Raw genomic sequence first — 14,170 nt, forward strand, 5'->3', positions numbered from 1 at the left:
GATGTGGATTAGCGTTTTCCGACACTTAAGCGGACAGGGCGAACCGGTGCTGTTTCTTCGGCCCGAATGCGGCCTTGAACCACATCCGAGACAGGTCGCGCGGGATGCCCGCACGCTCGGCCACCCGGTTGCAGTCGTCCGCGGAATAGGGCCACAATCCGACTGAAATCTGATCGCGCCCGCTGCCCTGGGTTCCCAGAACCTCGGGCGAGGACCCGATCAGGCGATAGATTCTGATCATCCTTGCATCGAATACGCCGGCGATATGCGTCAGGCCGAAACCTTCCATCATTTCACCGCCGCTCAACATGATGGCGCCGGCAGTATGCGGGCTGGCTGTTCGGGACAGGCAGAACCGGGTGACTTCCCAGATCAGGGGGCTGCAAATCGGCTTGCCGCCATTCAGATGACCAAAAACCTCATTGATCATCACCCGACCGGTCGTAGGCAATACACGCATCGACCCTCCGTGGCTGCCATCCGGCTCTTCCCAGATGACATAAAGCGGATTGAGATCATCGTATTCGTCCCGTTCTTCGCCCTTCTCGTTGACGTGGACATCCCACCCCAACCTGGTCTTGAACTGATCCGCACGATCCTTGAACATCCCCTCTGCCAGAGTCGGAAATCTGTGTAACTCATCGGCATATAGATAACGCAACATGACTTGTTCCCCTTGTCGTCCTGTGCAGGAACGAAGGGAGTACAGAGTCGTGGTTAATTTTGCGTGTGGAGGCCGTTCGCCTCTTAAACCACTATTAATCCCCGGCTGAGTGCCGTGGCAATTGCGTGTGTTGTGTTATGTGCGCCCAGCTTTGAGCGCGCGCTTTCAATGTAAACGCGCAGCGTATGCTCAGAAATCGTCAGGGAATGGGCCACTTGGGCGCGGCTGTATCCCAACGCCAAAAGTGTGATCGCGTCGATTTCCCTTGGCGACAAGCTGCGCGGGCAGTCCGGCTGCCTGTCTTTTTCAAACTCCAGCGCCTTGCGATTTATGTAATGCGCAACAAGAATCAAATCACGTCCGTAAGTCGAGATAAAGTTCTTCCAGGTTTGGTCATCACAACTGTGGTTGACCGTGAACAGGGCGAACTGACCATTTGGACCCCGAATTGGGATGGAATACCCCTGATTTCCAACGCCATGGTTTTGCGCATCCAGAAGGAAGGCCTTTGCCACCTTGCCGGACCAATCCAGCGACTTCCAGTCAACCGGATGAAACCGCTGGAAACACCCCAAGATCACAGGGTCGATACGGTGATAGTTTTTTTCCCTGTAGCGCTCATCCCAGGCGTCTGAATAGGTGGTGTAGCCGTATTGATCTCCGGCACCGTCAACCCAGTGATACGTCAGGTGCTCGACCTTCAACGCGTCCCGCAAACGCTCAGCTACGGCGCTGAGTTCTTCAAGCGTGTTGGTGTTTTCCAAATCCTGAAGGATTTGACCCAAATCGACCTTCGTTGCCATTCGCGGGCGCCCGTACCTCGTTCTTCAAGGACGCAATCTCGGCAGCCGCGATCAGTCTTGTGTCATCAAGCTGCTCTGCAAGCGCGCTCAAACCATTCGCAACGGCGAAAGCATTGAGGTCCGACAATACGTCCAATATCCACTCATTTTGCGCCATCAGGGTCTCTCTGAAACAGTTAACGAAGGGTTAACACAACCATAACATGTATGATCTTTTTCAGCCTATTCGCCGGTTTCTACTCCCCAAAAATAGCGATGGGCAAAAATGCAAGCATTTGAAAGATCGTCAGAGGCCCGAAAAACGCAAAACACCCGCGAACCAGCAAGGTGATTCGCGGGCGTTTTTTGTCTACAACCCTGGCGGGTTGTTAGCCTGCGTCCAGGACTTCCTCGAGGGTACGCAGACCCGTACGCGGCGCCTGAACAAGAACGGACATATTGCCCGGCTTGTGCTCGTTCCGCAGCATTTTCATATGGGCCTCGGGCAGGTCATTCCACGTGAACACTTCGGACATGCAGGGGTCCAGGCGGCGCTCGACCATCAGCTTGTTCGCGGCTGCCGCCTGCTTCAGATGAGCAAAGTGCGAGCCCTGCAAACGCTTTTGGTGCATCCACATGTAGCGCACATCGAATGTACAGTTGAAACCCGATGTTCCGGCGCAAATCACGACCATACCGCCTTTTTTCACAACGAAGGTCGACACTGGGAAAGTGCTTTCACCCGGGTGTTCGAACACCATGTCAACATTGTTGCCTTTGCCGGTTATGTCCCAGATCGCCTTGCCGAATTTGCGGGCCTCTTTGAACCATTCGGCATATTCCGGTGTGTTGACCGTGGGCAATTGACCCCAGCAGTTAAAGTCGCGGCGGTTCAGCACGCCCTTGGCGCCCAGCCCCATTACGAAATCACGTTTGCTTTCGTCCGAGATCACGCCGATCGCATTTGCACCGGCGGTATTGATCAGCTGGATGGCATAGGAACCCAGACCCCCGGATGCACCCCAAACCAGGACGTTCTGACCCGGTTTCAGATCGTGTGGCTCGTGGCCAAACAGCATCCGGTACGCGGTTGCCAGCGTCAGGGTGTAGCACGCCGCTTCTTCCCATGTCAGATGCTTGGGGCGCGGCATAAGCTGCTGTGCCTGCACGCGGGTGAACTGGCTGAACGAGCCATCCGGTGTTTCATAGCCCCAGATCCGCTGGCTGGGCGAATACATCGGATCACCGCCGTTGCATTCCTCGTCATCGCCGTCGTCCTGGTTGCAGTGGATCACAACCTCGTCGCCAACTTTCCAGCGCTTTACCTTGTCGCCAACGGCCCAAACGATGCCCGACGCATCCGAACCCGCGATGTGGTAGGGTGCTTTGTGGCCATCAAACGGGCTGATCGGCTGCCCCAGAGCAGCCCAGACGCCGTTGTAGTTGACCCCGGCAGCCATAACCAGAACCAGCACTTCGTTGCTGTCCAGGGTCGGAACATCCACAACTTCCTGCTGCATGGCGGTGTTCGGCTCACCATGACGTTCTTTGCGGATGGCCCAAGCGTACATTTGCTTTGGGACATATCCCATGGGCGGGATTTCACCCATTTCATACAGATCTTTTTCAGGTGCCTCGTACGACGCGATACCACTTTCGGTGTCCAAAGCCATGCCGGCCTCCTCTGTTCAGTGCCTTTGCCGCGACGCAGAATCGCGCGCTTCACAGACTGGAATATTGGGCGATGAGTAATATTGCAACCGTTTTTGGCGCCATATTGTAATTTTATGACCCAGCGGTTGCAGAAAGTTATTTTGCGGATGCAGAAACCTGGTTACCTGAATCCGCCGGGGCGGATGCGGCGTAGTAGTCCAGAAGATCGCCGCGCTGACCTGATACGGACAGCATGTTCCCCTGTCGGTTCAGAATCCGGCGTTCAACCAGTTGATCCAAAGCATTTGATATGGCCTGCGAATTGTCCTTGGTCTGCGGATCATCGCGCTCCATCATCTGTCGGATTTGTGACAGCACGTCTTCTTCGGACATCGGGCCCTTGTCGCGCACCAGCAAACAGGCCGCTGGTGCCGGCACAAGCGGAATAGCATGCTGGATACGCTGCATCAGCGTCCGAGCCAAATCCGTCATCATGTCGTCACTGCCTTCAGCCCGGAATTCCTTGAGAGAGATCGGCCTGCCGTACCGGACGGACGCCAGACCGAACCGCTTGTATCGGCCGATCAAACGACGCCAGATCTGTTTCACTATCCAGCGCGTGATGACGCCGATCCGTGCGCGAAACCGCCGCTCTGTTCCAAGTGCCGCGCGGGTCAGGATGGTGTCTTCCAACACACGGTCGTAATTCAGAGCAACCGGGACAAACACCACATCGCGCCCCTGTGGCGATGTTCCATCCATAATGTACTTGAGCAGTCCAAGCTTGGGGCGCGCAATGGCACCGGTCAGGCTCAGCCCGCCTTCTGGAAACATGGCTTGAGTTACGCCGGCTTCGGTTGCGTGACGCACATAGGTGGACAGAACCTGACGATAGAGTTCGCTACCGGACTTGCGCCGGATAAAATACGCCCCCATCGCCCGGATCAATCGGCTGAGCGGCCAGACCCGGGCCCACTCTCCTACAGCATAAGACAGCGCAGAATGTCGGGCCGCAAGATACGTGACCAAAACGTAATCCATGTTGCTTCGGTGGTTCATGACAAAGACAACCGTAGCTTCGGGATCAATGTTCCTGACGGATTCTTCGTCCTGATAGCTAAGCCGTACCTCGTAGAATGTGTTGCTCAGCAAGCGGGCCAGCCGGATCGCAAAGCTGAAATAGGCGAAGGCCGAAAAGGACGGAACGATCTCTCGGGCATAACGACGTGCCTGCTCCGAGGCGACGGCCTCGGGCATGCCGGTTTCACGGGCATGTTGCTGAACCGCCTGGCCGACCTGCGGATCATAAATCAAGCGCTGGATCATGTCGTGTCGACGCGCCAACTTGAAGGGCTGGATTGGGCGTTGAAGGCGCTGGTTCAGGCGCGCCACCGCGCGTTCCAACCTGCGACGGAAAAACCAGCGGACGGACGGAAACAGGAAATGCGATGCGAAAGTGACCATGGCAAAGACCACGATCAGCACGAAAAGCCAAAGCGGAAGTTCCACGGTTTGCGTCATGGCGGCAGATTGCCACCAATCACAGCTGCCCACAATCTGAACAATTGCGGCATGCCGCAACGCAGCGAATTGACATGTCCCGAAAATTGCGCTTTAGAACCTCAAGACGAAATTTTATTGCCCACTGAAACGCGAGGCCCCGCTATGACGCAGACGCAGAAAGATCGCCCCTGGCTCATCCGAACCTATGCCGGTCATTCCACGGCCAAAGCCTCGAACGCGCTTTATCGGGGGAATCTTGCGAAAGGCCAAACCGGCCTGTCGGTGGCCTTCGATCTGCCCACTCAAACGGGCTATGACAGCGACCACACTTTGGCCCGCGGTGAAGTCGGCAAGGTTGGTGTGCCGGTCTGTCATCTGGGCGACATGCGGGTTCTGTTCGACCAGATCCCGCTGGAGCAGATGAACACCTCGATGACGATCAACGCCACTGCGCCATGGCTTTTGGCGCTTTATATCGCCGTCGCGGAAGAGCAAGGCGCGGATGTATCCAAACTACAGGGCACGGTTCAAAACGACCTGATCAAGGAATACCTGAGCCGCGGCACTTATGTTTGCCCGCCCAAGCCGTCGCTCAAGATGATCGCGGACGTGGCCGAGTATTGCTATACCAATGTTCCGAAATGGAACCCGATGAACGTGTGCTCGTATCACCTGCAAGAGGCGGGTGCGACGCCAGAGCAGGAACTGGCATATGCCCTAGCCACTGCCATCGCCGTGCTGGACGAATTGCGCCCACGTGTACCTGCCGAGGATTTTCCGGCGCTCTGCGGCCGGATTTCCTTTTTTGTGAATGCCGGCATCCGCTTTGTCACTGAAATGTGCAAAATGCGAGCCTTCGTGGATCTTTGGGATGAGATCCTGCAACAACGCTATGGCGTTGAAAATCCGAAATTCCGTCGATTCCGCTATGGCGTGCAGGTGAACTCTCTGGGTCTGACCGAGCAGCAGCCCGAAAACAACGTCTATCGCATCCTGATCGAGATGCTGGCCGTAACCCTGTCGAAGAATGCCCGCGCCCGAGCGGTGCAGTTGCCCGCCTGGAACGAGGCGCTGGGTCTGCCGCGCCCGTGGGACCAGCAGTGGTCGATGCGGATGCAGCAGATCCTGGCCTACGAAACCGATCTGCTGGAATACGATGACCTGTTCGATGGCAACCCCGCGGTCGATGCCAAGGTGAAAGAGCTGAAAGAAGGCGCACGCGCCGAACTGGCCAACCTGGATTCGATGGGCGGCGCGGTCGCTTCGATCGAATACATGAAGTCCCGACTGGTGGATTCCAACGCTGAACGCCTGAACCGGATCGAGCGCAACGAAACCGTTGTTGTCGGTGTGAACAAATGGATCGAAGGCGAGGCATCACCGCTTCAAACCGAAGACGGTGGCATCATGGTTGTTGATCCTGCCGTGGAACAAGAACAGATCGACCGCCTAAATACGTGGCGCGCAGAACGGGACGAAGCGGCCGTAACCGCGGCCCTGGCCGCGCTGCGCGAAGCGGCACAGACCGGGGCAAACATCATGGAACCGTCCATTGCCGCCGCAAAGGCCGGCGCGACGACGGGCGAATGGGCCGAAGAAATGCGCAAAGTCTATGGAACCTATCGCGGCCCAACCGGTGTTTCCGGGTCTGTTTCGAACAAGACCGAAGGGCTGGACGACCTGCGTGCCGCCGTTGATGCCGTCAGCGACAAGCTGGGCCGGCGTCTGAAGTTCCTTGTAGGCAAACCTGGGCTGGACGGCCATTCCAACGGTGCCGAGCAGATCGCCTTCCGTGCCCGCGATTGCGGTATGGACATCAGCTATGAGGGCATTCGCCTGACACCCGAAGAAATCGTTGCGGCCGCCCGCGAAGATGACGCGCATGTCATTGGATTGTCGATCCTGTCCGGCAGCCACCTGCCACTAGTCAAAGACGTCATGGAACGTCTGCGGCAGGCGGGGTTGTCTCATATCCCAGTCGTGGTGGGTGGCATTATTCCGGACGAAGATGCCGAAAAACTGAAATCCATGGGTGTGGCCAAGGTCTACACCCCGAAAAACTTCGAACTCAATTCGATAATGGGCGATATCGTTACTCTGGCGGATCCTCGGAACCTCGCGGCAGAGTAAATTAGCTTAAAGGCACTTTTTCTCCTGTTTCCGTCTCTGAAAAATTCGGGATGGAATAAGCTGATATTTGGAATTACGGTGCGCGCTCATGTGCACCGTAATTATTATCTGATGGAGAAGAATGATGGGGATCAATCTTGAGAATATGTCACGCAAAGACCTTTTGGCTTTGCGCAATGACATTGAAAAAGCTTTGGTCAGGGCAGAAAAACGCGAACGTCAGGAAGCTTTGAAAGCCGCAGAAAAGGCTGCGGCAGAATTCGGCTTCTCTTTGTCTGAGCTGTCCGGAGAAGCGTCGCGCAGCGTTAAGCCAACAAAAACAAAGGCTAAATACCGCAACCCGGAAAATCCAGATCAAACTTGGACCGGTCGCGGCCGCAAGCCTCAATGGGTGCATGACGCGCTGACCGCAGGCGTGGATATTTCTGATCTGGAAATCTAATCTGAGCGTTTTTGAAAATGACAATTCATATTGGCGCCGAAAAAGGCGAAATAGCTGAAACCGTTCTTTTGCCCGGTGATCCCTACCGGGCGAAATGGGCGGCCGAGACGTTTTTGGACGATGTCAAACAGGTCAATAACGTTCGGGGAATGCTTGGCTTTACCGGAAACTGGAAGGGAAATCCCGTGACAATTCAGGGAAGCGGCATGGGAATGCCGTCTCTTTCCATTTATGTAAACGAGTTGATCCTCGAATACGATGCGAAAACCCTGATCCGCATCGGATCCTGCGGGGGGATGCAGGACAGCGTCAAAATTCGTGACGTTATTCTGGCCATGACATCAACCACGCTGAGCACGCCGTCGCGCGGCATCATGAAAGAGCTCAACTTTGCACCCTGCGCCGATTGGGGGCTGCTGCAAGCTGCCGCCACCGCGGCTGCCGCCAAGGGAACGCCGACCCATGTTGGTGGAATTTACTCGTCAGATGTCTTTTATGACGAGCGTCCAGATCTCAATGAACAGATGGTGCGTCACGGCATTCTGGGGGTCGAGATGGAAGCGGCCGAACTCTATATCCTGGCGGCGCGCCACAAGTGCCGCGCTCTGGCCGTTCTGACTGTTTCCGACCACCTGTTGACCGGAGAGGCTCTGCCATCGTCAGAACGTGAAAGCAGCTTTGGTGAAATGGTGGAAATCGCGCTTCAGGCTGCGTTCCCCAACAGCTGATGGTGGGCAGGCACGAGGAAACGGGCGCCTGCCGTTGCTAACGCCCGTGCGAGCGATCATAACCATTGCTCGCAGGGCTATCCCACCCCTTCAAATCACCACTGGCAGGAGCGAACACCTCCACCAGCAAGGGGTGGCATGCAGCCGTGTCCGAGGAATGTTCCGAAGAACAATCCCCGCCCGGGCAGGCGCTGAGGTTGCCCAGCAAATCAATCTCGGCAAAAAATTCCAGAAAATCTCCGGGGCGCACGGGTGAGGCTTTCATGAAGTACTGACCCGTGTCGCGGGTGAAACCGGTACACATGAAGACGTTCAATACGTCGTGCACCGCGGGTTCGGCTTCGGCCAGCGGAATATTGAGGTGATCCGCAAGCGCGCGTGTCAGGTTGGAATGGCAACAATGGTGGTATTGCGTACCGGACAAAAGGTTGCCCGTATACGGATCGCATCGCGTACCGATGACGTCATGAACCGACCCCCCATAGGAATCGATCCCGTACCACTCCAGCGTATCCGCAATAATCGTGGCCATCGGGCGCAGATGAGGAAAACTGGACCACATCCGCTCTCCGGTGGTCAGATGCGTGCCATGCAGCGCCCGGGTTTTTCCGGAATAGAAGCGTTCCGAAAGGTCGTTTCGGTTCCAGAGGTTCAGATCGCCAACCTGCGGCCCCTCGACGGAAGTGATGCGAAAGAAATGGCCGGCAGGCACTTCAAAACAACGCGCATCGCGTGGCGGCACCAGCACTTCGCCCGTTTTGCTTGCGCGTGCTCGAAGGGACTTCATCCAAGGTACATCCGGTCGCGGCAATGCCTCGTTCGAGTAACAGATGACAGGGGCAACCGCGCGACGGGCTTCGGCATCTTCGGGCGGTTGTAGAGTGTTTTCTGAAACGGTCATGCCGGGCAGAGTGGCGTATTATTCAGCCCTCGGAAAGCCCTATCTTTCAGGGGTCACGCGCCCTCAAACACCGCAATGGTTGGTCCGGTGCGGTGGCTTCGGCACCGCAGAAGCTGCATCGCCAGATGCCGTGGCTCTTGTCCTGCCGCCACCTGCAATCACGTGTCAGCCCGGAATGGCGCGAGCGCCAGAGGAAATAGGCAAACACGCCGGCCGCCAGAAGAAGCAGAAGAACAGGCATCCCTGTGCTTTGCCGATAAACCGTCAGTTTGCAAGCCTTGCCGCCTGTATCAGGCTGCGTTTGCGTATTCGAAAAGCTCTGGTTCCTTGTCAGCCTTCGCAGGTTCGGGCGTGTAATAGGCCCATGCCTGTTCAAGCAGTTCCAGCGCGTCTTGGGCGTCGGTTTTCCGTTTGGATGTGTCTTTGCTCATTGGAGTGATCCTGACTTAAGCTCATCACCCCTCCCTGCCCAAAAAAAATAAGGCAATGCAGCCGGGGCTGCATCGCCTATTTTTGCAAGATGGACATGCGAAAATCGCAAATCGGGCCTGTGTTTAGACCGCGCGCTCGACCATCATCTTCTTGATCTCGGCAATCGCCTTGGCCGGGTTCAGACCTTTCGGGCAGGTCTTGGCGCAGTTCATGATGGTGTGACAGCGGTAGAGCTTGAACGGATCTTCCAGCTCATCCAGACGTTCACCGGTGGCTTCATCCCGGCTGTCGATGATCCAGCGATAGGCATGCAGCAAGGCCGCAGGGCCAAGATAGCGGTCGCCATTCCACCAGTAGCTGGGGCATGAGGTCGAGCAGCTGGCGCACATCACGCATTCATAGAGACCGTCCAGCTTCTTGCGATCTTCGATGGATTGTTTCCATTCCTTCGCAGGGCGATTGGTCTTGGTTTCCAGCCACGGCATGATGGACGCATGCTGGGCATAGAAATGAGTCAGATCAGGGATCAGGTCCTTGACCACCGGCATATGCGGCAGCGGATAGATTTTCACATCGCCCTTGATCTCATCCATGCCATAGATACAGGCCAGCGTGTTGATCCCGTCGATGTTCATCGCGCAAGATCCACAGATGCCTTCGCGGCAAGACCGGCGGAACGTCAACGTCGGATCGATCTCGTTTTTGATCTTGATCAGCGCGTCCAGTACCATCGGACCGCACGTATCCATATCAACGAAATAGGTGTCGACACGCGGGTTCTGCCCGTCATCGGGGTTCCAACGATAGATCTGGAACTTGCGCACGTTCGTGGCGCCGTCCGGCTTTGGCCAGGTCTTGCCGGTGGTAATCCGGGAATTCTTGGGCAGGGTCAGTTGAACCATGTCAATTCTCCATTCAGCACAAGGCCGCCTTTCAGCCTGTCCGGGCGCGTTCAGACGCCCCTCGGTTATAATGCCCCCAATGGGCAATGTTCACGTCGAAATCCGGAGAAAGCCAATCCGCAAGGTTTTGCGGGTCGTCCCGGTCGATATCAAAACGCAGAAAGCGCGGGTTGTCGTCAAAGAAAGCTTCGACCTCGGAATGGTGCACGTCATACATATGCGCCCAGCCCCGCTTCACCTGGTCGGCCGTCTGTCCATTGGCCTTGCAGCATCGCTCAAGGTACCTACCGCCGGAATGGTTGGCACGTGATGCGATCCAGTCATCGCGATTGCGCGTGTTCAGCAAGAAATAGGCGTCCGGGTAAGCCGCGTGCAGCTCTCGAAAGAACCGCGCGCCGTCCAGCATGAAGCGCGAATTGACGAAGGCGATATCAGTGAAGGCCCGGACTGTACCAAACCCATCCAGCGGTCTGCGCCCCATGGCAATATTGGTTACCATGCGATGTGCAAGGTTTTGACCCTGGTCATCTTCCCAATGCACCGAAGGAATCCCGCTGTTCTGAAACAGCATGTGAAACGAGGTCGTCGCACATCGGTTCAAGCCGATCAGGATGATCTTGGGATCACTTTGCCCGGATTGGAGTTTCTCGACCGTCATTGCAAGCACCAGCATAGCATACGCCGCGATGCGCCTGGGATTTCATCATGGCTTGCGCTTTTTTGAACGCCCCACCGGCATTTGACAGGATCAAAAGCGGCTTGTTTGGCTTCCCCGGTCGATATGGTGCTTGCGCCAGTCACTCGTTCATCTCCGCTCGAACACTTTGAACGCGGCGAAGCTGTTCTTTGAGGCATGGGCATGCCCTTTGACGGCAAACGGGTTCTCTTCTTCACAATAGAGCTGCCAGCCGGGCATGAAGTCTTCTATCCAGGCGGAATACGAACGATGGCGCACATGCTGGTTGGAAGGGTTCAGGTCAAAATCCGACGAATAGATAACGACATAACGCTGTGCCAACCCGAAGAGCCGCCGCATGTAGTTGTCGAAAACGCTGTCCTCGGTCAGATGATAAATGACATCCAACGAAAGAGAAACGTCATGCGGCTCAACCTCGGAATCGGCGTTTTTGAACACCCAATTGGGGCGGGATCGAAAAACTTCGTTGCAGCGCCGAACGCAGAGGTCCGAGACATCCAAGCCGGTATATTTCGGGATATCAAACAATTGCGCCTGATTTCCGTCGCCCGATCCCAATTCTACAACCGATTCCACGCCTTCCATCTCGACCATCGTGTTGATGAAATTCGCTTTGTAGACAGCAAGACGCCCGTAAGACCCCGCACCCGAGGTCTTGCCGTGCTCATATCGGCGTTGCCAATAATCGGTCGAAGAAAACTCTGCCATCTCGCCCCTGTTCCTGACCAGCCTTTAGAACGTCCGCGCTTTGGGCGCGATTTTCTGCAAGCTGATACCGCCTTGGTCCTCGGTCGTCAGCGGATCAACGATGACCGGACGATAGCTGAGCTCAACCTTGCTGCCCTCAACCCGGCTGACCGTGTGAACACGCCAGTTTTCGTCATCACGCTCGCTGAAGTCCTCATGCGCGTGGGCCCCTCGGGATTCCTTGCGGGCCTCGGCGCCGACGATGGTGGCAAGCGCGTTTGGCATCAGGTTGGTCAGTTCAAGGGTTTCCATCAGATCGCTGTTCCAGACCAACGAACGGTCTGTGACCTTCAGGTCGTCCATCTTTGCGGCAATCGCTGTCATCTTCTCGACGCCTTCGGCCATGGTCTTGGCGGTTCGGAACACGGCCGCATCCGCCTGCATGGTCTTTTGCATCTCAAGCCGAAGATCAGCGGTTGGGATTGAACCGCTGGCGTTACGCACCGCATCAAAACGGTCAAACGCCTTGTCGACCGACGCCTGGTTCAGAACCGGGTTGGGGGATTCGGCGTCGACAACCTTGCCAGCCCGGATCGCTGCCGCCCGGCCAAAGACCACAAGGTCAATCAGCGAGTTCGACCCCAGTCGGTTCGCACCGTGGACAGAGGCACAACCGGCTTCGCCAACGGCCATCAAACCGGGAACAACCGCAGTCGGATCGTCGGCAGTCGGGTTCAGAACCTCACCCCAATAGTTCGTGGGGATACCGCCCATGTTGTAATGCACGGTGGGCAGAACCGGGATCGGTTCCTTGGTGACATCCACACCCGCAAAAATCTTGGCGCTTTCCGAGATACCGGGCAGGCGCTCCGCCAGAGCTTCGGCGGGCAAGTGGCTGAGGTTCAGGTGAATGTGATCCCCTTCGGCCCCAACGCCACGTCCCTCGCGGATTTCCATGGTCATCGAGCGCGAAACGTAATCGCGTGGTGCGAGGTCCTTGTACTGGGGCGCATAGCGCTCCATGAACCGTTCACCTTCCGAGTTTGTCAGATACCCGCCTTCGCCGCGCGCACCTTCGGTGATCAGACAGCCCGAACCGTAGATGCCTGTGGGGTGGAACTGAACGAATTCCATATCCTGCAAGGCCAGCCCAGCACGGGCCACCATGCCGCCGCCATCGCCGGTGCAGGTATGGGCCGAGGTGGCGCTGAAATAGGCACGGCCATAGCCGCCGGTCGCCAATACCACCATCTTGGCGTTGAAGACATGCATGGTGCCATCGTCCAGCTTCCAGCAGACGACACCCTGACACTGACCGTCTTCGGACATGATCAAGTCGATGGCGAAATACTCGATATAGAACTCGGCGTTGTTCTTGAGCGACTGTCCGTACAGAGTATGTAGGATCGCGTGGCCGGTCCGGTCGGCGGCTGCACAGGTGCGCTGTACCGCAGGACCTTCTCCGAATTCAGTGGTGTGTCCACCGAAGGGGCGCTGATAAATCTTGCCCTCTTCCGTCCGGCTGAACGGAACGCCATAGTGCTCCAGCTCGTAGACCGCCTTGGGCGCCTCGCGGGCAAGGTACTCCATCGCGTCGGTATCGCCCAACCAGTCCGAGCCCTTGACGGTATCGTACATGTGCCATTGCCAATGATCGGGGCCCATATTCGACAGCGACGCGGCAATGCCACCCTGTGCAGCCACGGTATGAGAACGGGTTGGGAAAACCTTGGTCACGCAGGCCGTACGCAGGCCTTGTTCCGCCATACCCAATGTCGCCCGCAGACCGGCCCCACCGGCGCCGACAACGACCACGTCATATTCATGCGTTTCGTATTCGTATGCAGCCATTTCTTTCAGCTCCGGGAATTAAAGGGCAATGCGCGCGATGGCGAAGATGCCGGCCGCAGCCGCACCGTAGGACAGGCAGGTCACCAGAATAATCAGGACCTTCTTAAGCGTGCCGTGAACGTAGTCTTCAAGCATCACCTGCGCACCGTCTGCGAAGTGTTTGAAGCCAACCGCCAGCGTCAGTGCTGCCACGATGGCCGGGAAGGGCCGCGAGTAGTATTCAAGCACCACGTCAAACGGCTGACCCAGAACCGGGCCGAAGGTGAAAACAAACAAAGGCACAAGGATCAGCAGAGCCACCGAGCTGACTTTCATCGCCCAGAAATGAGCGGTGCCGGATTTCGCCGAGCCGAGGCCAGCGGCGCGTTTGCGGTCGGTCAGATAACGCATGTCAGGCCTCCAATCACGCGACGATGACAAGGGTCAGAAGGGTCAGCACGACCGATCCGATGACAACGGCCCAGCCCAGCTTTGTCGCTGTGGGTAGGTCCAACCCAATCGCATTGTCCCAGATCAGGTGCCGTACACCGGCCAGCGTGTGATACCAAAGACCCCAAACGGACAGAGCCATCACCAGATCGCCAAGTACCGAAGTAATCACTCCGTTCGCAACGGCGAAGGCCTCGGGCGACGTTGCTGCGGCCAGAAACCACCAGACGATCAGCAGCGCCGCCAGCAGTAGCGCGTTTCCGGTGATGCGTGTCAGGATGGATGTGACCGACGTCAGCTGTGGACGATAGATCGACAGGTGCGGCGAAAGTGGGCGGTTGCCCCGATTTACATCGGCCATGGCGGCTC

At 56.9% G+C, this 14,170-nt stretch carries 15 protein-coding genes; 3 read left to right on the forward strand and 12 right to left on the reverse strand.

Going from position 1 to position 14,170, the window contains the following annotated elements; all coding sequences use genetic code 11:
- Positions 1-25 precede the first annotated feature (25 nt).
- The 4 genes from GS614_RS16180 to GS614_RS16195 form a co-directional block, all read right to left on the reverse strand.
- A complete protein-coding gene (locus GS614_RS16180) occupies positions 26-664 on the reverse strand; it encodes an acyl-homoserine-lactone synthase (RefSeq protein WP_152456852.1) in 639 nt (212 codons plus the stop codon).
- An 83-nt stretch (positions 665-747) separates the two neighbouring features.
- Entirely contained in the window at positions 748-1,467 is a 720-nt protein-coding gene (locus tag GS614_RS16185) for a LuxR family transcriptional regulator (RefSeq protein WP_171634910.1), read from the reverse strand.
- A 368-nt stretch (positions 1,468-1,835) separates the two neighbouring features.
- On the reverse strand, positions 1,836-3,119 hold the full coding sequence (gene ccrA / locus GS614_RS16190) for a crotonyl-CoA carboxylase/reductase (RefSeq protein WP_170346380.1): 1,284 nt from the start codon (positions 3,117-3,119) through the stop codon (positions 1,836-1,838).
- A 136-nt stretch (positions 3,120-3,255) separates the two neighbouring features.
- The gene (locus tag GS614_RS16195; RefSeq protein WP_171119687.1) at positions 3,256-4,620 is read right to left on the reverse strand and encodes a 1-acyl-sn-glycerol-3-phosphate acyltransferase; all 1,365 of its coding nucleotides are present in this window, start codon (positions 4,618-4,620) and stop codon (positions 3,256-3,258) included.
- A 144-nt stretch (positions 4,621-4,764) separates the two neighbouring features.
- Here GS614_RS16195 and GS614_RS16200 point away from each other — a divergent pair, with 144 nt between their 5' ends.
- The 3 genes from GS614_RS16200 to deoD all read left to right on the forward strand — a co-directional run bounded on the left by GS614_RS16200 (position 4,765) and on the right by deoD (position 7,902).
- Entirely contained in the window at positions 4,765-6,732 is a 1,968-nt protein-coding gene (locus tag GS614_RS16200) for a protein meaA (RefSeq protein WP_171171138.1), read from the forward strand.
- A 124-nt stretch (positions 6,733-6,856) separates the two neighbouring features.
- Positions 6,857-7,174, forward strand: coding sequence for an H-NS family nucleoid-associated regulatory protein (locus tag GS614_RS16205; RefSeq protein WP_171206038.1), 318 nt, complete (start codon positions 6,857-6,859; stop codon positions 7,172-7,174).
- Between the two features lie 17 nt (positions 7,175-7,191).
- Entirely contained in the window at positions 7,192-7,902 is a 711-nt protein-coding gene (gene deoD, locus GS614_RS16210) for a purine-nucleoside phosphorylase (RefSeq protein WP_171331358.1), read from the forward strand.
- Between the two features lie 37 nt (positions 7,903-7,939).
- Here deoD and GS614_RS16215 read toward each other — a convergent pair whose 3' ends face one another.
- The 8 genes from GS614_RS16215 to sdhC form a co-directional block, all read right to left on the reverse strand.
- Positions 7,940-8,803, reverse strand: a complete 864-nt coding sequence (locus GS614_RS16215; RefSeq protein ID WP_171726798.1) for a DUF1989 domain-containing protein — start codon at positions 8,801-8,803, stop codon at positions 7,940-7,942.
- Positions 8,804-9,093: 290 nt separating this feature from the next.
- Positions 9,094-9,234 carry a hypothetical protein gene (locus GS614_RS16225; RefSeq protein ID WP_171119692.1) on the reverse strand — a complete coding sequence of 47 codons (141 nt, stop codon included), beginning with the start codon at positions 9,232-9,234 and terminating at the stop codon, positions 9,094-9,096.
- A gap of 123 nt (positions 9,235-9,357) precedes the next feature.
- Complete coding sequence (locus GS614_RS16230; RefSeq protein ID WP_152456842.1) at positions 9,358-10,137, reverse strand: succinate dehydrogenase iron-sulfur subunit; 780 nt, start codon at positions 10,135-10,137, stop codon at positions 9,358-9,360.
- A 31-nt stretch (positions 10,138-10,168) separates the two neighbouring features.
- Complete coding sequence (locus tag GS614_RS16235) at positions 10,169-10,810, reverse strand: sulfotransferase (RefSeq protein ID WP_171726800.1); 642 nt, start codon at positions 10,808-10,810, stop codon at positions 10,169-10,171.
- Between the two features lie 132 nt (positions 10,811-10,942).
- Positions 10,943-11,542, reverse strand: a complete 600-nt coding sequence (locus tag GS614_RS16240; RefSeq protein WP_171726801.1) for a class I SAM-dependent methyltransferase — start codon at positions 11,540-11,542, stop codon at positions 10,943-10,945.
- A 24-nt stretch (positions 11,543-11,566) separates the two neighbouring features.
- Positions 11,567-13,372: a succinate dehydrogenase flavoprotein subunit gene (gene sdhA, locus GS614_RS16245; RefSeq protein WP_152456839.1), complete on the reverse strand. Its 1,806-nt coding sequence runs from the start codon at positions 13,370-13,372 to the stop codon at positions 11,567-11,569.
- 18 nt (positions 13,373-13,390) lie between these two features.
- On the reverse strand, positions 13,391-13,762 hold the full coding sequence (sdhD, locus tag GS614_RS16250) for a succinate dehydrogenase, hydrophobic membrane anchor protein (RefSeq protein ID WP_171726802.1): 372 nt from the start codon (positions 13,760-13,762) through the stop codon (positions 13,391-13,393).
- A 13-nt stretch (positions 13,763-13,775) separates the two neighbouring features.
- Complete coding sequence (gene sdhC / locus GS614_RS16255) at positions 13,776-14,162, reverse strand: succinate dehydrogenase, cytochrome b556 subunit (RefSeq protein ID WP_152456838.1); 387 nt, start codon at positions 14,160-14,162, stop codon at positions 13,776-13,778.
- Positions 14,163-14,170 lie beyond the last annotated feature (8 nt).

Origin of the sequence: Ruegeria sp. HKCCD6604, assembly GCF_013110635.1 — a bacterium.
Taxonomy (GTDB): Bacteria; Pseudomonadota; Alphaproteobacteria; order Rhodobacterales; family Rhodobacteraceae; genus Ruegeria.